Raw genomic sequence first — 21,236 nt, 5'->3', positions numbered from 1 at the left:
CCGTTTGTTTTGGCGAGCATCTTCACCCGGCCCGGCGATGCCAGCGGAATGGGATCTGCTCTAGAGACACTGGAGCGTGGCCAGCCTCCATGCCCTTCATCGAGCGCAACCGCGCCTCGATCCCGGCGTCGTGGGCACCCGTGCGGGAAGCGCGGGCGTCGGAATGGCACCGTGCGATCCGGCCAAGCCCGTGCGCCTGGTTGAAGGCCCTGCCCGCGCCGCGCCGCCGACCGCGAGGCGCCGGCCCCGCCGCCGGACCCGCTTCACGAACCGAGTTGTCGCTGGCCGGGGAGGCAGGGCCGGCGCGGGAGGTGAACTGTCAGGCTAGGTCGCGCTGCGCTGCCGGTTCCGCAGCCGCTGGGCGTAGACGTTGATGACCAGGGCCAGCAACAGCACCAGTCCGCGGATCAGGATCTTGAGGAAGCTGTCCATGCGGACATGGTCGAGCCCGTTGTTCAGCACGCCCAGCACCAGAAGGCCGACAATGGTGTTGCCGATGCCGCCCTGGCCGCCGAACAGGCTGGTGCCGCCGACAACGACGGCGGCGATCGCGTCGAGCAGGTAGTTGTCGAACTGATTCTGCTGCGCGCTGCCGAAATAGGCCACCCCCAGCATGCCGGCGAGGCCGGAGCAGGCGGCGGAGACGATCATCACCGCGCCCACCACCGCCTTGACGTTGACGCCCGAGTGCTCCGCCGCCTCGCGGTTGCCGCCCACCATGTAGATGTAGCGCCCGAAGCGCGTGTAGGTCAGCACCAGGTGCCCGAGCAGCAGCACGAGCGCCGCGACCGCCACGATCCAGGGCACCGGGCCGAGCGAGCCGCTGCCCAGCGTCAGGATCATCTCCGGCACGTTGTAGGCGATCTGCCCGCGCACCAGCAGGGCGGCGATGCCATTGCCGATCTGCAGCATGGCCAGCGTCATGATGAAGGAGGGAATGCCGATCCGCGTCACGCCGAAGGCGGTGATGGCGCCCAGCGCGAGGCAGCCCAGCAGCGCGATGAGCGCCGCAAGGGGGCCGGGAAGGGGCAGGTTGGCGATGTTCACGCTGGCGTCCTGCAGCGTGAAGAAGGCCAGCAGGATGCCGGTGGCGTTGGCCACGCTGGCGACGCTGAGGTCGATCTCCGCGCACAGGATGACGTAGGTGAGGCCGACCGCGATGATCGCGGTGATCGAGACCTGCTGCAGGATGTTGCCCAGGTTGGCCATGGTGGCGAAGGACGGGCTGAGCGCGCTGAACAGGGCGACCAGCGCCAGCAGGGTGGCGAAGGGCGCCAGGTTGCGGAGTTGCCCGCTCAGGCGCCGCCAGAGCGGCTCCCGCAGGCGCGTCGGCTCGGTCAGGGGTGCGGACATCGGGCTTCCTTCATGCGGCCGCGAGCAGGCGGTCCTTGCCGACCGCCTCGCCGGCGAACTCCTGTGCCAGCCCGCCACGCCGCATCACCAGGATACGGTCGGCCAGCGAGAGCACCGTTTCCGGCTCGGATGAAAAGACGATGATGCCGACGCCCTGTGCCCGCAGGCCGCGCACGATCCGCACCACGTCGTCCTTGGCGCCCACATCCATGCCCCGGGTCGGCTCGCTCAGCAGCAGCACGCGCGGCAGGTGCGTCAGCCAGCGCGCCAGCGCCACCTTCTGCTGGTTGCCGCCCGAGAGCTGGCCGACCGGCAGGTCCACGCGGGGCGGCCGCACGCCCAGCGCCCGGACATGCCCTTCGGCGATGCGGCGCTCCTCCCTGGGGTGCAGCAGGATGCGGCCGATGCGTTCCAGGATGGCGATGGTGATGTTGCGGTAGACCGGCTCCTGCGCGAAGAGCATGGCCCGCCGGCTTTCCGGCACGAAGGCGATGCCGGCCCGCTTGGCGGCCGGCGTGCCGCCGCGCAGGCGGGCCGGGCGGCCATCCACCCGCACCGAGCCATGCTCCAGCGGCAGCTTGCCCGCGAGCGCCCGCGCCAGCTCGAGCTGGCCCGAGCCCATGAAGCCGTAGATGCCCAGGACCTCGCCGGCGCGCAGATGCAGGGAAGCATCCTCGAAGAGGCCGGCGATCGTCAGCCGCTCCGCCTCCATCACCACCGGCGCCGCCGAGGGCGGCGGCAGCGTCACCGCCTCGGTATAGCTTTCCTCCAGCCGCTCATGCCCTGCGCCGATCATGCGCTCGATCAGCCAGGACTTGCCGACCTCCCGCGTGGGCGCGCTGCCGGCCCGCCGGCCGTTGCGGAACACCGTGACGCTGTCGGAGATTCGCAGGATGTCGTCCAGGAAATGCGAGATGAAGACGACGCTGCGGCCGCCCTGCCGCAGCCGCTCCAGCAGCGCGAAAAGCCGTTCCACCTCGGGCGGCGAGAGGGCGGAGGTCGGCTCGTCGAGGATCAGGATGCGCGCGCCCGACATCAGCACGCGCGCCAGCTCGATCATCTGCTGCTGGCCGAGCGGCAGCGATCCGGCCGGTGCCGCCAGGTCCACGCGGATGCCGAGCGCCTCCAGCTGCTCGCGCGCCTGCGCCCGCATACGCCGCCACGCCACGAGGCCGAGCCGGTTCACCGGCTGCGCGCCGAGCAGGACGTTCTCCGCGACGGACAGGGCCGGCACGATGGACAGTTCCTGATGAACCATGCCGATGCCGGCGGCGAGCGCGTCGCGCGGGCTGCGGAAGCGCACGGGACGGCCGTCGAGGCGCATCTCGCCCTCATAGTCCGCATGCACGCCGGCGATGATCTTCATCAGCGTGCTCTTGCCGGCGCCATTCTCGCCGACCAGTCCGTGGATCTCGCCCCGGTCAAGGGTGAAGTCCACGCCGCCGAGGGCTGTCACGCCCGCGAAGTGCTTGGAAACGCCCCGCAGCTCCAGCAGGGGGCCCGCCTCCGGTTGCATGCGGTGCGCCGGCTAGATCAGGAAGTGCTTCTGCATCCAGGCCATTCCGGCGGCATTCGCCTTGGTGACCACCGGTCCGTCGGTGATCACATGCTTCGGGATGCCCTCGTCGCCGGTCTTCTCGCCGCCCACCACCGCGGCCACGCCCGCGACGATCGCCCCGCCATGGATACGGCAGGAGGGGTTGCGCACCGTCGCGTGCATGCGCCCGTCCATGACCGCGGCCAGGGCCGGGGGCATGGCGTCGCAGCCGCCGATCTTGATGTCGGTGCGGCCCTTCGCCCGCATGACGTTGTAGGCGGCAAGCGCCATGTCGTCGTTGTGGAAATAGGCGGCGCTGATCTTGGGATACTTGGTGAGATGCGTATCCCAGATGCGGGCCACCTTGGTGACGTCCCAGTCGCCCGGCGTGGTGTCCAGCACCTCGACCTTGGGGTAGCGCTTCACCACGGACTCGAAGCCGCGCGCGCGGCCCTGCGCCCCGGTATGGCCCAGCGCGCCCTGCGTCATGATGATGGTGCCCTCGCCGCCGATCGCCTGCATCAGCGCCTCGGTCACGGACGCGCCCATGAACTCGTTGTCCGGCGCCAGGAAGCTGTGCACGTTGAGCTGTTCGAGCGGGGCGATCAGCGTGTCCATGTCGATGACAGGCACGCCGGCGTCGATCATCCGGCGCACCGGCGTGGTGAGCGTGCCGATGCCGAAGGCCTGGATGGCCACGAAGTCCCATTTCTGCGAGGCCATGTTGTCGATCGCGCCGCGCTGGCGCGTGGCGTTCAGCTCGCCGTCGAACCAGGTGACGTCGACGTTGAAGAGCTTGCCCCAGTACTCCGCGGCCGCCTTGCCCTGGGCGCACCAGGTGGCCTGCAGCCCGGCATTGGAGAACGCGGCCCGCAGGGGCCGCTCGGAGCGGCCCATTTCGGCCGCGAGCGCCGGGGCGACGCCGAGGCCGCCCAGCAGAGGGACAGCGGCAGCCGCCTGCAGCAAGCCACGGCGACCGCCGGCTGGCGGAACTTCCTTGTCCATGACGTTCTTCCCTTCCCGGGCGATCCTTGTCGCCGCCGCGTGGCGCGGAAAGCTTGCATCATTACGCGAGGCCAATGCAACTGCCGGGGTCAGGGCAGGCGGCGGTCCCGCCCGCCCGTCATCCATCACGGTAGCGAGACCGTCGGCCGAGGCCACGCCGCCGCGGATCGGCGCTCGGAACGGCCGAAAGCAATGCACGCGTATAGCCATGTTCGGGGGCCGAGCAGACCCTTTCCGTCGGCCCCGTCTCGACGATGCGGCCCCGGTACATCACCGCCATGCGGTCGCAGAAATAGCGGACGACGCCGATGTCGTGGCTGATGAACAGAAAGCTCAGGCCGAGTCGCTCCTGCATGTCCAGCAGCAGGTCAAGCACCTGCGCGCGGATGCTGACATCCAGCGCCGAAGTGGCCTCGTCGGCCACGATCAGCTTCGGGTTCAGGGCGACGGCGCGGGCGATGCTGATGCGCTGCCGCTGGCCGCCCGAGAAGGCGTGCGGGTAGCGTTCGGCGGCGGCGGCCGGCAGGCCCACCATTTCCAGCAGTTCGCCGACGCGCCGGCGCAAGGCCTCGCCGGAGAGGAGGCCGTTCACCAGCAAAGGCTCGCCCACCACCTCGCCCACCGTCATGCGCGGGTTGAGCGAGCCGTAGGGGTCCTGGAAGATCATGCGCATCTCGCGGTGCGCGTGGCGCAGGCCGGCGCGGTCGAGTCCGCGCACTTCGGTCACCGCTCCGTCGCGCCGGCGCAGCAGGATGCTGCCGCCTTCCGGCTCCAGAATGCGCAGGATGCAGCGCCCCAGCGTGGTCTTGCCCGAGCCGCTCTCGCCGACGATGCCCAGCGTCTCGCCCTCACGCAGGTCGAGCTGCACGCCCGCCACCGCCTGCACGGCTTCGCCGCCGCGCCGGAACAGCCCCTTTCGCGGCGCGAAGACCTTGGTCAGCCCCTCCACCTTCAGCAGCACGGGGGCCGCCTCCAGCCGCTCCGCCCGGTGCGCGCGCTGCGGCGCCGGCTCCTCCAGCCGCAGGACCGACTGGATCAGCATGCGCGAATAGGCCGCCTGCGGCGCCAGGAAGACATCCTCCACCGGCCCGTGCTCCACCAGGCGGCCGCGATGCATCACCGCCACTTCGTCGGCGATCTCCGCCACCACGCCCATGTCATGGGTGATGAACAGCACGGCCATGCCGAGATCACGCTGCAACTCGCGGATCAGGTCGAGGATCTCNCACGCTGCAACTCGCGGATCAGGTCGAGGATCTCCGCCTGGGTGGTGACGTCGAGCGCCGTGGTGGGCTCGTCGGCGATCAGGACCGTCGGATTGCAGGCCAGCGCCATGGCGATCATGGCGCGCTGGCGCATGCCGCCGGAATACTCGAAGGGATAGCGGTCGAAGGCCGCCTCGGCGCGCGGCACCTCGACGCGGTTCAGCAACGCGACCGCGCGGGCGCGGGCGGCGCGGCGGTCGAGGCGGGTGTGCAGGCGGATCGCCTCGACGAGCTGGAAGCCGATGGTGTGCAGCGGCGAAAGGCTGGTCATCGGCTCCTGGAAGATCATGGCGATCTCGCCGCCGCGGATGGCCCGCATTGGCCGGCCGCCCGGATCGAGCGCGGCGATGTCCACCTCGCCGCCGGCGCCGCGATAGAGGATCGAGCCCGCCTCGATCAGCCCGGGGCGCGGCACGATGCGCAGAAGGGCGCGGGCCGTGGCGCTCTTGCCGCTGCCGCTCTCGCCGACGAGGCAAAGGGTGCGGCCGGCATGCAGGTTGAAGTCCACCCCGTCCACCGCGCGCAGCATGCCCTGGCGCAGTGGGAAGCCGATGGTGAGGTTGCGCACCTCCAGCACCGGCGGGCGCAGCGGCGCCGGCCGGGCGGGCACCTGCATCACGCCCTCAGGCATGGGGGTCGGCCGCGTCGCGCAGGCCGTCGCCAAGGAAGTTCAGCGCCAGCACCGCCACCACCACCGCCGCGCCGGGCAGGAAGAGCCAGGGCGCCGCCGCGATCGAGCGGATGTTCTGCGCCTCCTTGAGCAGCACGCCCCAGGAGATCGTCGGTGGCTGGAGGCCCAGCCCGAGAAAGGAGAGCGAGGTTTCGGCCAGGATCATCATCGGGATCGCCAGGGTCATGGAGGCAATGATGTGGGAGGCGAAGGAGGGCAGCATATGGCGGAAGATCACCCGCAACTCCGAGCAGCCGTCGAGCCGCGCGGCGGTGACGAAATCCTCCGTGCGCAGGCTCAGGAAACGCCCGCGCACCACGCGCGCCAGCTCCGTCCAGCCGATCAGCGAGACGATCAGGGTGATCAGGAAATAGACCGTCAGCGGTGGCCAGTCGCGCGGCACGGCGGCGGCCAGGGCCATCCAGATCGGGATGGTGGGCAGGGAAATGATGTATTCGGTGAGGCGCTGCACCACCCAGTCGGTGCGGCCGCCGTAGTAGCCGGCGAGGCCGCCGATGCCGACGCCGAGCAGCAGGCTCAGCGCCACGCCCACCAGTCCCACCGTCATCGAGATCCGCGCGCCGTGGAGGGTGCGGGAGAGCACGTCGCGGCCGAGCCGGTCGGCGCCCATCAGGAACACGGGGTCGGTGGGCTGCTCGGGCGCCAGCAGGTGGCGGTTCGCCGGGATGAGGCCCCAGAAGCGGTAGGGGTCGCCCTCGCCGAACAGGTGGAGATGGATGCGCCGGTCCGGCTCGGGCACGAAGCGCGCCTGCAGGGTGCGGCGGTCGCGCTCCATCCGGTAGGCCTGCACCGAGGGGCGGAAGCGCAGCCCTTCCCCGGTGTGCTCGAACCAGGTGACGCTTTGCGGCGGATGCAGCGCGTAGCGCGCCGCGGCACGGTTCGGATCCATCGGCGCCAGGAACTCGGCGAAGGCGGCGGCGAGATAGATCAGCAGGACAACAACCAGGCCCAGCATGGCCAGGCGATGGCGGCGGAAGCGCAGCCACATCAATCGGCGCGGCGAGAGCGCGTCCGCGAGGCGGCTGGTGGGCAGGGGGGGCGGAGCGGCGGCGGTGGAGGTGCTCATGCGGCGGCCCTCACTCGAAGCGGATGCGCGGATCGAGCAGCGCCAGCAGGATGTCGGAAAGCAGCGTGCCCAGCACGGTCAGGCAGCACAGCAGCAGCAGGAAGGCGCCCGCCAGGTACATGTCCTGCGACAGCAGCGACTGCAGCAGCAGCGGCCCGGCGATCGGCAGGTTCAGCACCACCGCCACGATCACCGAGCCGGAGACCAGGTGCGGCAGGATCCAGCCCAGCGTACTGACAAAGGGGTTCAGCGCCGCCCGCACGGGGTAGCGCAGCAGCAGCTTCCATTCCGGCAGCCCCTTGGCGCGCGCCGTCTCGACATAGGGCTTGTTCAGCTCGTCCAGCAGGTTGGCCCGCATGATGCGGATCAGGCTGGCCGTGCCGGAAAGGCCGATGACCACCATCGGGATCCAGAGATGCGCCAGCAGGTCGAGCACCTTGCCGAGGCTCCAGGGGGCGCCTTCATACTGCTCGGAGAACAGCCCGCCGACGCTCTGCCCGAACCAGGTGACGGCCACATACATCACCACCAGCGCGAGCAGGAATCCGGGCACGGCGAGGCCGACGAAGCCGATGAAGGTGAAGAGGTAGTCGGCCAGCGAATACTTCCGCACCGCCGAGTAGATGCCGATCGGCAGCGCCACCGCCCAGGTGAAGATCAGCGCCGAGAGCGTCACCAGCAGGGTCAGGCCAAGCCGCTCGCGGATCAGCGGCCAGACCGGCTGTTGCCACTCGAAGGACTGGCCGAAATCGCCCTGCAGCACGCCGCCGATCCATTTGAGGTACTGGACGGGCAGCGGCTGGCCGAGGCCGTAGCGCTGGCGCAGGTTCTCCAGCGTGGCCTGGTCCACCGTCTCCGAGCTTTCGGCGAGCTGCGCGGCGTAGTTCGAGAGGTAGTCGCCCGGCGGCAGCTGGATCAGCGTGAAGACGGTGACCGAGGTGAGGAACAGGAAGGGCACCATGGCCAGCAGGCGCCGCCCGATGAAATGGAGCATGGCGGGCCTCCCGCTCAGGCCGCGTAGAAATACTGTTGCAGCAGCGTCGCGCCGGGCGTCGGATAGCTCCAGGAATCGATCATCGGGCTCGGCACGTTGCGCAGCCTGGCGGCGCGGATGCCGGGCACGCCGAGCGGCCGGCCGATGCCGACGATCTCGAAGGCGTCGGCCGCCTCCTGCAGCATTGCGCGGAACAGCCGCGCCTGCTCCTCCGGGCGGCCGGTCTCGCGCCAGCGGGTGAGCAGCGCGAAGCGGCGCTTCATGCTCTCGGTCGGCTCCTCGCCCAGCTTGCCGCCGGACTCGAACCATTTCTGCCATTCCAGGCTTTGCCGGCTGTCCAGCGAGTGTTCCGCCACGATGGCGCGCAGCTCCTGCAGCGCGTCGAGCCCGCCGCTGACGCTGCTGATGCCGATCTCGTGGTCGTTCCGCTGGGCGCGTTCGTAGAAGAGCGAGCGCTCCATGGTGTTGATGCCCAGCTCCAGCCCCACCGCGGCGAGGTCGCGCTTGATCAGGTTCGCGGCGTCCACCTGGTCCGGCGCGGAGACGGAAACGTCGGCGGTGAAGAAGACGCGCTTGCCGTCCGGCCAGAGGCGGAAGCCCTGGCCGTCCTTGCGGGTCAACCCGATGCCGTCCAGCAGGCGCGCCGCGGCGGCCTTGTCGTAGGCGATGTACTGCGTGCCGAGCTGCTCGTTATAATAGGGATGCTGCGGCACCGGCCCGACCTGGTAGGGCTCCGCCTGGCCGAGATAGATGCTGTCAATGATCTCCTGCCGGTTCAGCGCGTCGCTGACGGCGATGCGGAAGTCCTTGTTGCGGAACAGCTCGCGCAGGCGCGGGTCCTTGGCCGTCTGATTGAACCAGAGGCCGCAGACGTTGGACTGCGTGCTGAGCAGGTCCACGATCTCGTAGCGGCCGCGCGCCTTGTTCTCCTCCATCACCGGGCGGTTCTGGACCTGGATGATGTGGCGGAGCTGCAGGTCGAGCTCGCCGCCCATGGCGCGCAGCAGGATGGTCTCGATGTCCGAGATCACCGGCAGGGAAAGCCCGTCCACATAGGGGAGCTGGTTGCCGGCGCTGTCCACCTGCCAGAAGTACGGGTTGCGCTGGAGCGTGACGCGGGTGGCGCCGCCCGTGTAGGGGTCCACCGTGGTCCAGGGATCGAGCGTCGGCCGGCCGGGGTTCTGCCACCGGGCCGGGATCTCGATGTCGCCGCAACGCTGGCGGAGCAGCGCGGTCCAGTCCTTCAGGCCGGATTGCTGGAGCAACGCCTGCAGCTTCGCCGGGTCGGCATAGGCCGGGTGGAACTGCGAGCAATAGGCTTTCTGGTAAAGCACGGGATGCTGGCCGAGCGGCGTGGCCAGTTCCTGCAGGAAGCGGCCGTTGGGCGCGGCGAAGGTGAAGCGCACGGTGGCCTCGTCAAGCTTCTCCACCTGCATCGGCCTGCCGCCATTGACGTAGCGCGCCGGCGGCGTCGGTGTGAAATCGCTGTTCAGCAGCAGGTCGTTGCAGGAGAACAGGATGTCCTCAGCGGTGAAGGGCGCACCGTCCGACCAGCGCATGCCGCGCCGCAGGGCGAAGGTATAGGTCCTGGCATCGTCGCTGACGGTCCAGGCCTTCGCGACGCAGGGCTCCACCTCGGACATGGCGAGGTTCCAGCGCACCAGCCCCTGGTTGCCCACCAGCCGCAGGATGGCGTTGTGGTCGCCGCCGCCGCGCAGCGCGCTGCGGATGGTGCCGCCGTAGCGCCCGACGCGCTCGTGCGGCTTCACCACCATCGGCTCCGCGCCGACGCGCTCGGCCACCGGCGGCAACTCGCCCCGCTGCACGCGGGCGGCGAGGGCAGGGGCCTCCTTGAAGCCCGCGGATGCCGTCTGCGCGCGCGGCGCGCCGGCGACAAACAGCGCCGCGCCGGTCACGCCGAGGATCTCTCTCCTGGTCTGCATCGCCGTTTCCTCCCGCCGGGGCGCTTGGTGCGCCTCCGGTCACGCTTTCCGCCAGTCCGTCTCGCGGGGCCGGCCTCATGCCGCGCCGGCCCCGCGCCGCTTCAGTGCTGTGACACGGTGTGCTCGCGCACCCAGTCCAGGTTCACCGCCTCGCCGAGGCCGGGCCTGGTGGGCAGGTGCACGTTGCCCTCCTCGTCCATCGGGTCGGGCAGGCTGTGCAGGTATTCCGGCACCTCGTCGTAGTCGTAATGCGGGTGCAGCAGGCCGCGCTCGTACCAGCGGCCGTTGGCGATGCAGGCGGCGACGGTCAGGTTGCCCGCGCCGCCGCCATGGATCTCGCAGTCCATGTTGAAGGATTCGGCGAGGTGGCAGTTCTTCAGCGCCGGCGTGATGCCGCCGACATCGTGCACGCCGGTGCGCAGGATGTCGCAGGCATTGGCCCTGATCCATTCGCCGCGCACATGGCCGCGCCCGGCGGCGCTCTCCGGCCCGATCACGGGGATGTCGAGCTGCTGCGCCAGCCAGGCGTAGGAGGACATGGAGCTTTCCTCCATGGGCTCCTCGAACCAGTAGTAGTTCAGCTTCTGCAGCGCGCGGCCGAGTTCCAGCGCCTCGGTGCGGCTGTACCAGTGGTTGGCGTCGAGCATCAGCGGCACGTCCGGCCCGACCGCCTCGCGCACCGCGGCGCAGGCCTTGATGTCCATGGCGACGGAGGGAGCGAAGCTGACCGGCGGCATCCAGGTGTGCAGCTTGATCGCCTTGTAGCCCTTGGCGATGAGCTGCTCGGCGAAGCGGCCATAATCCTCCGGGGTGGCGAGGCCGCCCGGGATCTCATCGCCGCACATGGTGCTGCCATAGGCCGGCACCTTGTCGCGATAGCCGCCGATCAGCTTCCAGACGGGCTGCCCGAGCTTGCGCCCGGCGAGGTCCCAGAGCGCCAGCTCGACGAGCGAGACGGTGCGGTCGGTGAGCTGGCCGGTGCTGCCGCGCTGCCAATGGGTGAGCGCCAGCCACAGCTTCTCCCGCAGGAAGGGGTCCTGGCCCAGCAGGGTCGGCCGGATGAAGCTGTCCAGCAGATGCGGCCGCAGCAGCTCGGGCGAGCCCACCACATGGCCCTCGCTGCCGTCATCGGCGGTGATGGTCAGCAGCGCGCTGCGGGTCTGCCGCGCCGGGCCGGGATGGGTGTGGCCATCGATGTCGCGCTCCTTCTTGGTCGTGTGGGTGAAGACGCGGACGCCGATGTGTTCGATTTTCATGCTTTCCGTTCCTCCCGAGGCCGGCGGGCAGGCGCGGTGCTGCCCGGGCCGCTCCTTGTGCCGTCGCCGGCGACCACCGGCGGCGAGCAGACGTCCGGGAGGTGCTCCAGCCCTCCATGCGGCTGGCCCCGTCCCGGTCCCGGCGGCCCTTAGCCGGCCACGCGCCCTCCGGCCGGCGTGTCCGGTGAGGGTGGCGCCAGGGTCGCCGGCCGCGTGGCGTCGCGTGGGGCGTCGCCCCGCCTTGCCGCGCAGGGCTCCAGCCTGGGATTGGCAAGATTTCCCGAGCAGCCAGAGGTCGGTGGATGGCTGCTCGTCCGCGCGGCCAGTGCGCGGTCCGCCAGCGCCGCCGCCGGGCGGTCGAGCAGGCGGAAACGCCTGCCGGCGCGTGGCGGCAGGAAGGCGGGCGATTGCCCGATACGGCCGGCGGCGCCGGTGATCAGGATGCGCTGCCGCGAGGCCATGGCCTAGGGCGCCACCGCAAGGGCTGCGCGGCAGGCCGGCATGCCGCCCATGTGCAAGGGTAAGGGTAACAGGACGAACAGATAGCAGCGTCCAGGCATGGATTCCCGGCCTCCTCCCGCTATTGCCTGCTTCATTGCCTGTCAGGTCATCGTATATCGTGCCGGGATCCGGGAAACGATGCAAGGCCGGTTCGAAACGGCGGAGCAAGGGAAGGCAACGCGATGCCGAAGCAGGTGGTGGGTTCCAGCGGTCCTGGCCTGAAGGCCTGCAGGCGGGCTCCGCCGCTGGCCAAAGGCGCTCAGGCCGCTGCGGCCTCGAGGCCGCTTCGCCGGTGCCCCACCGCTTGCTCCGGGCATCACCTTTTGGTGCTGGCCGATGTCCTGCCGCGCATGAGGCGCGTTGCCGTGCGAGCGCGGCTGTGTGCCGGTGGGCAGAAGGCATGAGCGCCATCGCCGCGGCGCCCGATCCGCTGTTCCTCGCCGCCGCTGTCGGTTCCACCCTGGTCCTTTTCGAACTGGCGGCGGGACGGGCGGCGCTGCTCCCGCGTGGCGGCATCACCCTGCCGGCAGCGGTGCAGTATGCCTGGCAGCATCCGCATCAGCCCATTCTCTATGTGGCTTCCAGCGACCGGAGCGGGGAGGCGCAGGGAGAGCGGCATGCGCTCACCGCGCTGCGGTTTGACGCCGCGGCCGGCACGCTGTCGCCGCACGGCCCTCCGGCGCCGCTGCCGACGCGGCCGATCCACCTCACGGTGGATGCCTCCGGCCGATACCTCCTGACGGCCTGCAACGATCCGAGCCTGCTGCTGGTGCATCGCCTGGAGAAGGATGGCACGATCGGCGCTGCTGTTCCGCAGCCCGCCGGCCTGCAGTTCGGCCACTATGCCCATCAGGTGCGCGTCCTGCCCGGAGGCCGCCAGGTGGTTCTGGTCTGCCGCGGCAACGACGCGACGGCCGGGCGCCCGGAGGATCCGGGTGCCCTTCTGGTGTTCGAATGGGAGGATGGCAGGCTCGCGCCTTCGCAAAGCGTGGCGCCGGATGGCGGATACGGGTTCGGCCCGCGGCACCTGGACGTCCATCCCGGCCACTCCCGGCTTTTCGTCTCCGTCGAGCGGCAGAACCTGGTGCAGGGCTTCGCCCTTGCGGAGGGCAGGCTCTCGGAGCGCCCCCTGTGCTCGGCCGGCACGCTCGCCGGCGCGGTCATGCCCCGTCAGGCCGCCGGTGCCATTCGCTGCGGCGCGGATGGCCGGTTCCTCTATGTCGCGAACCGCAGCGACTGGATCCTCGACGAGGACGGCGGGCAACGGCAGCTCGGCGGGGAGAACAACATCGTGGTCTTCCGTATCAACCCTGCGAGCGGCGCGTTGGAAGCGGTGCAGCGGGTGGATCCGCGCGGCGCGCATGTGCGGAGCTTCGCGCTCGACCGCCGAGGGCAGCTTCTCGTGGCGGCGAGTTCGCGCCCGCGGCTGCTTCACGCCGGGAGCGCCGCGCAAGAGGTCTCCGCGGGGTTGGCGCTGTTCAGCGTCCTGCCCGACGGGCGGCTCGAATTCCTCTTCAAGCATGACCTCGATGTTGGCCGCGCGGCCCTGTTCTGGGTGGGCCTGCTTCAAGCCTGAAAGCCTGCGGCCCTGGCGCGAGGCGCACCACCGCTCCGGCGCCATGCGGCGACCGAAATCCGGCGCGCCCAGGTCTCCCGCCTCGCCCGCCCCCGCCCCCGAGGCGCTATTCCGCTTCTTCCGGAAGCGCCGCCTCCGCATCCGCCAGGAGGTCGGCCGCATCGGCGGGATCAAGCCCGAAGCGCTGCGCGATGTCCGGTGCGTACCGCAGCAGGTCGGCGCGCAGGCGAAGCAGCGCGAGGTCCTTGACCTTGGCCTCCAGCATCACGTCGAACTCCAGCCCCCCGGCGGTGCGCATGAAGGTGATGAACTCGAAGGGATTGCAGAAATCCGCGTGGCCGGTGTTCACGGGCGGTACCAGCACCGTCCTCTGCCTTCCCGTGCCTTTATCCTTCCGCTTCAACTCCCGCATCTCGGTGCGGGGGGAGGAGAAATGCACCTTGGGGCGTTGACCGGGCGGCCACGAGCGCAGGACCTGCTCCAGCGCCTCCCGCAGCTCCAGCCGGTCCGGGTTGAGGCACCAGAAGTGCTGATGATCGAAGATCAGCCGCACGCCGGTGCGCTCATGAATCCACAGGATGTCGGAAACGGAGAAGCGCAGGTCGTCATGCTCCAGAACGAGCCGGCGCCTGACATGCTCGGGAAGCCGGGCGTTCCAGGTTTCCACCCAGCGGGCGTTGGCGGCGGCACGGTCCCCATAGGTGCCGCCGACATGGATCACCATCACGGCCTCGGGCCCGAGTTCCATGCGGTCCAGCATCTCGGCCTGGGAGCTGAGATCCCAGATGCTCTTTTCCACCAGTTGCGGGTCCGGGCTGTTCAGCACCACGTATTGCGAGGGATGGAAGCTCAGCCGGATGCCGAGGCGCCGCGCCTTGGCGCCGAAGGCGCGCAGCTCCGCATCGCTGTCGCGCACCATCGTGTGGAACTGCGGCATGTCCGGGTGGGTGGCATAAGGCGCCAGGTCCGACGACAGGCGGTACATGCGGATGTCGTGCTTGTCCAGGTAGTCCAAGGCCCGGTCCATGTACTCCAGGGAGACCTTCAGATGCGGGTCTTGCTGCCACCGCCGGGTATCGTTGCTCTTGATTTCAGGGTCGCCCATCAGCTTCACCGGGAAGCCGAGCCGGAGCGGCGCAGGGCCGGCGCTCCCGGCAGCGGGCCCGCTCCCCGGGCGGGCGATGCCAGGCGCGCTCACGCCCGCAGCCGCCTTCCGGCTCCAGGCGCGGCTTCTGCAGGGCGGGCCTGCCACTCGGATGCGTCAGGCGCCTGCCCGCCCCCCTTTGGCCGCTCTCTGCCTTCGCTCCGCTCGGACATGGGGCTGCGCACTCCTCCTTCGCCTGCTGTGGGCCGGTCCCGGGCATAAGAGGCGCCGGAGCAGGGCAAAGTTTCTGGCCGGAGCCTCTGCCTCCGGCCAGGGCCGGCGAAACTCTGCGGCGCCCGCCTCCTGCTGCGGACGCTGCCCCCCGGAGGCGCTTCCCGCCCTGTTCCGCGCGATGGCGGCCATGGCCCAGCGAGCGCCGAGGCGGAGCCTGGACCGGCGATGCCGGGCCGCTCCGCCCTAGGGCATTTTCCGTTCGCCCTAGCCCGCGGGAAATGCTCTAGCCGTTTGTTTCGACGAGCATCTTCACCCGCCCCGATGATGCCATCGGAACGGGATCTGCTCTAGTTCAGGAATTCCGGCGAGACGAGGCTGGGCAGGAACAGCACCACCGCCGGCCATGCGATGATCAGGAGCAGCACCGCCAGCATGGGCAGCAGCATGATGAAGGTGTCCTTCAGGGCGTCCGCCATGCGCATCCCGGCTACCGAGCAGGCGATCATCAGGCACAGGCCGTAGGGCGGGGTGACCAGCCCGAAGGCGAGCGAGACGATGCCGATCATGGCGAACTGCACGGGATCGATCCCGGTCGAGATGGCAAGCGGCTGCAGGATGCTGCCCACGATGATGATGGCAGGAATGGCATCAAGGAAGCAGCCGGTGATCAGGAACACCGCGGCAACGAAAAGGCCGACCCCGAGCGGGCCCATTCCCCAGGCCTCGACGCCGGAAAGCAGCACCTTCGGGATCTCGTAATAGGCCAGGAGCCAGCCGAAGGCGCTGGCGGTCCCGACGCAGAACAGCGCCACCGCCGCCAGCCGGCCGGAGTCGAGCAAGGCGGCCCAGAGGCCCTTCATGTCCATTTCGCGATAGATCAGCAGCGACAGGCCGCCCGCATAGAGCACCGCGATGCAGGCGGATTCGGTGGCGGTGAACCACCCGAACAGCTTGCCGCCGATGATGATGAACGGCGTGGTCAAGGCCGGCAGCGAGACAAACAGCGCCACCCCCAGCTCGCGCAGCGTGGCGCGCGGGTAGGTGGGATAGCCGCGCCGTCGCGCATAGGCGTGCACCGTGGCCATCTGCACCCCGGCGATCAGCAGCCCGGGCACCACGCCGGCGAGGAACAGCGCGCCGATCGACACGCTCAGCACGCCGCCCCAGACGATCATCAGGATGGAAGGCGGGATAATGACGGCGAGCACCGCGGAGACGGCGGTGATGGCGACGGAGAAGCTGTCGTCATAACCCTCCTTGCGCTGCGCCTCGATGAAAATCTTGCTTTGGCTGGCCGCGTCGGCGGTGGAACTGCCGGAGATGCCGGCGAAGAAAAAGGAGAGCACGACGTTGATCTGCGCGAGGCCGCCGGGGAAGTGGCCAACCATGGCACGGGCCAGGCGCATCAGCCTGTCGGTGATGCCGCCGATGTTCATGAGGTTGGCGGTGAGCAGGAAGAACGGCACCGCCAGCAGGATGAAGCTGTTGTAGGCGTTGAAGGTTTCCTGGACCAGCAGCGCCGGGGAGAGGTGCGGCTCGATCAGCATGATCGGCAGGCAGGCCAGGCCGAGGCAGAAGGCCACCGGCACGCGCAGGGCCATCAAGCCGAAGAAAACGCCGAACATCAGCGCCGCCGCCGTGCCGGCGGAGAGGATGTTGCCGTTCATGCGGCGCCTCCCCGCAGCAGCGTGAAGGCATCGGCCATGCGCTGGCCCATGAACAGCACCCAGGAGAAGCCGGCGATCGGCCAGGCGACATGGATCAGCCAGAGCGGCAGCTCCGCCATCTCGCTGATGCGGTAGAAGGCGAACTCGGTGAACTCCCAGCCCCAGACAAGGAAGACCACCGCCATCACCAGGACGAAGCTGCCGGAGACCAGCTCCATCACCGCGTTCGCGCGCGGCGAGAGGAGCGGAAACACGTCAACGATGAAGTGGGTGCCCTCGCGCACCGCAAGGATCGCGCCCAGCATCACCATCCAGACCAGGGCGAAGCGCGCCATCTCCTCGGTCCAGATGTAGTGCGGGATGAGGGCGGTGTAGCGCGAGAACACCTGAAGGCTTACGGGAAACACCAGCACCAGCACGCAAAGGCCCAGCAGCCCCCGCAGCAGCGCCGCGTAGGCGTCGGCGAGGTGCCGCAGCGGCCCCGCCCGTCTTGATTCAGTCATCGGTTCGTCCGGCTCGAGGGAAGAAGGATGGCGGCGGTCTTTTCCCTCAGCTCGTCGCCTCGGTGATGCGGCGCATGATGGGGTCTGCGTCGATTTCCTTGGCATAGGCGGCGAGCACGGGCGCCACCTTCTGCTGCAGCGTGTCGCGCTCGGCGAAGGGGACGCGCTTCAGCCGTCCGGCGGATTCCAGGGAGGCGAGCTTCTGCCCATCCTCGCCCGATTCGATCTGCCGCCCATAGGCCGCGGCCTCCGGGCCGGCGCGGCGGATGGCCGCCTGGAGGTCGGCCGGTAGGCGCGCGAAGGTGGCGACGGAGAAGCAGAGCGGGCGGATGGTGATGGCGTGCTGCGTCATCGCCAGGTTCGGGGCGACCTCATAGAAGCGCATCTGCTCGACGCCGGCCGCCTCGTTCTCGCCGGCCTCGATGACGTTGTTCTGGATGGCGTTGTAGATCTCGTTGTAGGCGATGACGGTGGGTGACATGCCGGCGGCGGCGAAGGTGCGGCTCCAGATCGGCGCGCCCTGCACGCGAATCTTGAGGCTTTGCAGCGCCTCCATGTTCTCGATCCGGCGGCTTGCGAAGATGTTGCGCACGCCTCCGCCGGCATAGCCGATCAGCATCACCCGCGCGCGCTTCTCCAACTCGTCGGCGATGGGCTTGAGCATGTCCTGGTCCAGCACCTTGTTCCAGTGCGCCAGGTCGCGGAACAGAAAGGGGGCGTCGATGAAGGGCGCGGCGCGCGAGAAGGTGGACATGTGGGCCGGCGAGACGATGCCGTAGTCCACGGCACGGCCCTGCGACATGTACTCGAAGTACTGCTTCTCCAGACCCAGGCTGCTGTTCTTGTGGAGGACAAAGTTGATGGGCTTGCCATAGTACTGCTTCACGAGTTCTTCGAAGCGCACCAGGCTGCGGGTGAAGGCGTGCTCGTCGTTGAACTGCGAGGCACCATTGAGCGTGATGGCCTGCGCCTGTGCCCGCCCGGTGATGGCGAAGCCCGTGATGCCCATCGTGGCGGCAAGCAGCGTCCTGCGGTCCATGGTCGTTCTCCCCGGCTATTGGATGGCCCTACGTTCGAAGGCTTGGGGAGGAGACTAGACTGATAGCAAACAGAAACGAAACCGCGGAAATGGACCGCGATATTGTTCTTATAATGTTCTATTTGGCGCAGGGTATCCGGCTTGCCGTGTGGCGCGGTTCCAGGCTGCCGGCCAGGGAGCGGAAGCGCAGGCTTGAAGGCGAGACGGACAGGGTCGGCGCAGCTTCGTCGTCATGGCGGGTCGGCATCTCCCGCATCGGATCGAACATGCCGAGCTTCGCGGGAATCGGAACGCGGCCAGGAACTCTCGCCCTCCTCCCGCGCCGGAACCAGGCCCATCCGCGATGCCACCAGGATGCCCCCGGCGACGTGGTGGCCAGAGTTTCTCCATGGGGCGCCAGGACAGAGAGCGCGCAGAAGCGATGGCCTTATGGCTGAGGACGATGAAGGGGTCGGAGGCCGGCGCTGCCTCGGCATCGCCAGGGTGGCGATAGGCGCTGCAGAAGGGGCGGCGGCTTCTGGTGTGCGGCAAGGAGGCAACTGGCGGCCGCCTGAGCCTTCACCCGCCCCTCATTGCCTGGTGAAGCGGCGTGAACAGGCATTTGGCTCCAAAGGAAGCCGCTGAGCAACGAGGCTGCGGTCAGGCCTGGCTTGGGGATGCACTGCTCCGCAACATGCGTTCCACCATTCGGCAGCTCGCCAGCGCCTGCGTGCAAGGTTCTCCGGCGAGCATGCTCTGCCCGCGGCGAAGCCCGAGGTGGCCGCACCAGGGCCGCGGTGTTGATGCAAGCTGCGCCCGGATGGCCGCGGCCGATCCGCAGGGGAGCGGAAGGCTATGGAGACGCTTCAGGCCGCATGCGGAAAGCGGCTTCGGCCAGCCTCTGGCGCGTTTCGGCGGAATCCGTCCAGCCGCCGCGACCGCGACGCTCACGAAATGGCTGAGCAGCTTGGCCTGACAGAAGGAAAATGGTGCGCCTGAGCGGAGCGACGTCGCACCGGCGCGATGGGTTGGTGGGCGGCATCGCGCGAGGAGAAATGGTGCCCAGAGCCGGGCTCAAGAAGTCCCGGTAAATCAGTACACTGTCGACCAGTGGGACTATAACAAAGCTGAGGAATTTCAACAGTCTTCTGAAGCCGAAAGTCCCACTTTTACCGCGGGAGAGCAAGCGGGAAGGGGCCTCGACCTGTCCTTCGAGGTAACGCACTTCTTCGACTTCGGCGCCAGCACGAAGCAGCAGCGCACCTACACCCTGCGGACCCTGGCCGAGACGATCCGGCTGGAGACGAAGCGGGAGAAGGGCAAGCTGCCGTGGCTGAAGCTGGCCCGGTTCGGGGATGCTCGCACCGACAAGAACAGCCTGCGCCATGACGGCAACCTGCTGGCCATTTCGGGCATCGAGGCCGACTACGACGGCGGGAAGGTCACGCCCGAGGAAGCGGTGGAGGTGCTGGAGAAGGCCGGCATCCTTGGCATGATCTACACCAGCCCCAGCCACACGGCCGATTCGCCGCGCTGGCGGGTGCTGTGCCCAGCCTCCGCCGAGCTGCGGCCGGACCAGCGTGACCACCTGATGGGCCGCCTCAACGGCCTGTTTCGGGGCATCCTGGCGCCCGAGAGCTGGACACTGAGCCAGAGCTACTATTACGGCTCTGTCCGTTCCAATCCGTCCCACGTCGTCGCGCTGGTGGATGGCCAGCCGATCGACGAAGCGGACGAGCTGGAAAACATCTGGACACCCAAGGCGCAGAGCGAGCCGAACCCCGCCGGCAGCACGGGAGAGCAGGCGGCCGGCGAGACGCGGGACATGGCCGAGCTGGTCGCCAACCTCCTGTCTGGCGTCGAGATGCACGGCTGCACCCGCACGCTGGCCATGCGCTACCTCAAGGGCGGCATGGCGGACGCTCAGGCGGTGCTCACACTGCGGGGCCTGTATCACAGCATCCCACAAGCCGCGCGGAACACGCCAGCAGAGCCCGACCGCTGGCAGAAGCGGTATGACGACATTCCTCGTGCGGTGTCGTCGGCCCGCTCAAAGCTGGGGGCGGCGACCGAGGAGCCGCAGGACGCGCCCGCCTGGCTGGAGCACTGCCAGACCGACCGGGAAGGCGAGCCTCGCTCCAACCTGGCGAACACGATGCTGGCCCTGCGGAGTGACCCGCAGCTCAAGGAGCTTCTGGCCTATGACCAGATGCTCCGCGCGGAGATCCTGGCCAAGCCGGTGCCGTCCAGCCTGTGCCCGGCCGAGGATGCTCGTCCCATCCAGGATGCGGACGTGTCGGCCATCCAGGAGTTCCTGCAGCGGCAGGGGCTTGAGCGGGTGTCGAAGGATACCGTGCATCAAGCCGTGGCCCTGCGCGCCCGCGAGCGTGGCTTCCACCCGGTGCAGGAGTATCTGAACGGGCTGCGGTGGGACGGCACTGAACGACTGGCGACCTGGCTGCACACTTACCTGGGCGCCGAGAAGACCGACTACACCGCCGGCATCGGCCGCATGTTCCTGGTGGCCATGGTCGCCCGTGTGTTCGAGCCAGGTTGTAAGGCTGATTACATGATGGTGCTGGAGGGGGCGCAGGGGGCAATGAAGTCCACTGCCTGCGGCATCCTGGGCGGCCAATGGTTCAGCGACAACCTGCCGGATATCCGCGGCGGTAAGGACGTGAGCCAGCACCTCAACGGCAAATGGCTGATCGAGGTGGCGGAGATGAGCGCCCTCGACAAGGCGGAGGCCGCCGCCCTCAAGGCGTTCATCACTCGGCCGGTGGAGCGGTACCGGCCGAGCTATGGCCGGAAAGACGTGATCGAGCCCCGCCAGTGCGTGTTCATCGGCACCACGAATAAGGCAGCATACCTGCGCGACGAGACCGGCGGGCGGCGCTTCTGGCCCGTGAAGGTGGGCACCGCGCTTGCCGTGGAGGCGCTGAAGCGGGACCGGGATCAGCTCTTTGCCGAAGCCGTGGCGCTCTACCGCAAGGGCGCTGCCTGGTGGCCGGATCGGAACTTTGAGGCCGAGCACATCCGCAAGGAGCAGGAGGCCCGTTACGAGGCGGACGCGTGGGAGGAGGCCATCCGCGAGTGGCTGCCCGGCAAACGCCAGACCACCGTGCTTGCGCTGGCGCGGGGTGCGCTGGCCATCGAGACGGCAAAGATTGGCACGGCAGATCAGCGGCGGATCGTTGCCATCCTTGAGCGCCTGCAATGGGAACGCGGCGCCCGAGGGAACAACGGAGAGCGCAATTGGGTGCCGAGCAAGGGGGCGTCCAATGGCTGACGCACCTGACGCACTGACGCACCTGACGCACTTTTCCCTACGAGGTTTGGGGAAGTTATCACGGGAGGACAGGAGGGGAACGCGCGCACCTGCCCCCGCGCGAGAACACGTAGGGGAATCTGCGTCAGATGCGTCAGTGCGTCAGGACTTGGAAGCCCTGGCGCGGCGCGTGGTTCGGCTCGCGCCTGACCGCCGAGACCCTGAGCAGTTTCACCTGGAGAAGGCGGAGGTGGCGCACGAGCTGCGCCGCTTGG

Annotated in this window: 16 protein-coding genes; 2 read left to right on the top strand and 14 right to left on the bottom strand. The window is 69.0% G+C overall.

The annotated features are described in order from the left end of the window. Window positions 1–324: 324 nt before the first annotated feature. The 10 genes from E0493_RS05485 to E0493_RS05445 all read right to left on the bottom strand — a co-directional run bounded on the left by E0493_RS05485 (window position 325) and on the right by E0493_RS05445 (window position 11,571). Entirely contained in the window at window positions 325–1,353 is a 1,029-nt protein-coding gene (locus E0493_RS05485; protein ID WP_160935904.1) for an ABC transporter permease, read from the bottom strand. A 10-nt stretch (window positions 1,354–1,363) separates the two neighbouring features. After that, window positions 1,364–2,869 carry a sugar ABC transporter ATP-binding protein gene (locus E0493_RS05480; RefSeq protein ID WP_160935903.1) on the bottom strand — a complete coding sequence of 502 codons (1,506 nt, stop codon included), beginning with the start codon at window positions 2,867–2,869 and terminating at the stop codon, window positions 1,364–1,366. A 12-nt stretch (window positions 2,870–2,881) separates the two neighbouring features. Next, on the bottom strand, window positions 2,882–3,895 hold the full coding sequence (locus tag E0493_RS05475) for a sugar ABC transporter substrate-binding protein (RefSeq protein WP_160935902.1): 1,014 nt from the start codon (window positions 3,893–3,895) through the stop codon (window positions 2,882–2,884). A gap of 118 nt (window positions 3,896–4,013) precedes the next feature. Further along, the gene (locus tag E0493_RS23055; protein ID WP_202396920.1) at window positions 4,014–5,096 is read right to left on the bottom strand and encodes an ATP-binding cassette domain-containing protein; all 1,083 of its coding nucleotides are present in this window, start codon (window positions 5,094–5,096) and stop codon (window positions 4,014–4,016) included. 8 nt (window positions 5,097–5,104) lie between these two features. Further along, window positions 5,105–5,689 carry an ATP-binding cassette domain-containing protein gene (locus E0493_RS23050; RefSeq protein WP_456316342.1) on the bottom strand — a complete coding sequence of 195 codons (585 nt, stop codon included), beginning with the start codon at window positions 5,687–5,689 and terminating at the stop codon, window positions 5,105–5,107. Between the two features lie 94 nt (window positions 5,690–5,783). Next, window positions 5,784–6,917 carry an ABC transporter permease gene (locus E0493_RS05465; RefSeq protein WP_160935901.1) on the bottom strand — a complete coding sequence of 378 codons (1,134 nt, stop codon included), beginning with the start codon at window positions 6,915–6,917 and terminating at the stop codon, window positions 5,784–5,786. Between the two features lie 10 nt (window positions 6,918–6,927). Then, window positions 6,928–7,911 carry an ABC transporter permease gene (locus tag E0493_RS05460; protein WP_160935900.1) on the bottom strand — a complete coding sequence of 328 codons (984 nt, stop codon included), beginning with the start codon at window positions 7,909–7,911 and terminating at the stop codon, window positions 6,928–6,930. 14 nt (window positions 7,912–7,925) lie between these two features. Then, window positions 7,926–9,854: an ABC transporter substrate-binding protein gene (locus E0493_RS05455; RefSeq protein WP_160935899.1), complete on the bottom strand. Its 1,929-nt coding sequence runs from the start codon at window positions 9,852–9,854 to the stop codon at window positions 7,926–7,928. Window positions 9,855–9,955: 101 nt separating this feature from the next. Next, window positions 9,956–11,110, bottom strand: a complete 1,155-nt coding sequence (locus tag E0493_RS05450; RefSeq protein WP_160935898.1) for a mandelate racemase family protein — start codon at window positions 11,108–11,110, stop codon at window positions 9,956–9,958. Window positions 11,111–11,259: 149 nt separating this feature from the next. Then, a complete protein-coding gene (locus E0493_RS05445; RefSeq protein ID WP_160935897.1) occupies window positions 11,260–11,571 on the bottom strand; it encodes a hypothetical protein in 312 nt (103 codons plus the stop codon). A gap of 440 nt (window positions 11,572–12,011) precedes the next feature. Here E0493_RS05445 and E0493_RS05440 point away from each other — a divergent pair, with 440 nt between their 5' ends. After that, window positions 12,012–13,187, top strand: coding sequence for a lactonase family protein (locus E0493_RS05440; RefSeq protein WP_160935896.1), 1,176 nt, complete (start codon window positions 12,012–12,014; stop codon window positions 13,185–13,187). Window positions 13,188–13,293: 106 nt separating this feature from the next. On the opposite strand, the gene uvsE is transcribed toward E0493_RS05440, so the two are convergent. From uvsE to E0493_RS05420, 4 genes are all read right to left on the bottom strand, one after another. Then, window positions 13,294–14,292, bottom strand: a complete 999-nt coding sequence (uvsE, locus tag E0493_RS05435) for a UV DNA damage repair endonuclease UvsE (RefSeq protein WP_160935895.1) — start codon at window positions 14,290–14,292, stop codon at window positions 13,294–13,296. Window positions 14,293–14,852: 560 nt separating this feature from the next. Continuing rightward, entirely contained in the window at window positions 14,853–16,172 is a 1,320-nt protein-coding gene (locus E0493_RS05430; protein WP_160935894.1) for a TRAP transporter large permease, read from the bottom strand. Beyond that, window positions 16,169–16,675 (bottom strand): TRAP transporter small permease, encoded by a 507-nt coding sequence (locus E0493_RS05425; RefSeq protein ID WP_160935893.1) that lies wholly within the window; start codon window positions 16,673–16,675, stop codon window positions 16,169–16,171. The genes E0493_RS05430 and E0493_RS05425 overlap by 4 nt, the downstream gene beginning before the upstream one ends. A 46-nt stretch (window positions 16,676–16,721) precedes the next feature. Next, window positions 16,722–17,714, bottom strand: coding sequence for a TRAP transporter substrate-binding protein (locus tag E0493_RS05420; protein WP_160935892.1), 993 nt, complete (start codon window positions 17,712–17,714; stop codon window positions 16,722–16,724). A gap of 1,444 nt (window positions 17,715–19,158) precedes the next feature. Between E0493_RS05420 and E0493_RS05415 the strand changes: the two genes are divergently transcribed. Beyond that, complete coding sequence (locus E0493_RS05415; protein WP_202396918.1) at window positions 19,159–20,982, top strand: VapE domain-containing protein; 1,824 nt, start codon at window positions 19,159–19,161, stop codon at window positions 20,980–20,982. Window positions 20,983–21,236: the final 254 nt, after the last annotated feature.

The organism is Teichococcus coralli, assembly GCF_009829925.1.
Taxonomy (GTDB): Bacteria; Pseudomonadota; Alphaproteobacteria; order Acetobacterales; family Acetobacteraceae; genus Pseudoroseomonas; species Pseudoroseomonas coralli.
The sequence above is the reverse complement of the archived record's forward strand: the minus strand, read 5'-3'. Positions and strand labels throughout refer to the sequence as shown.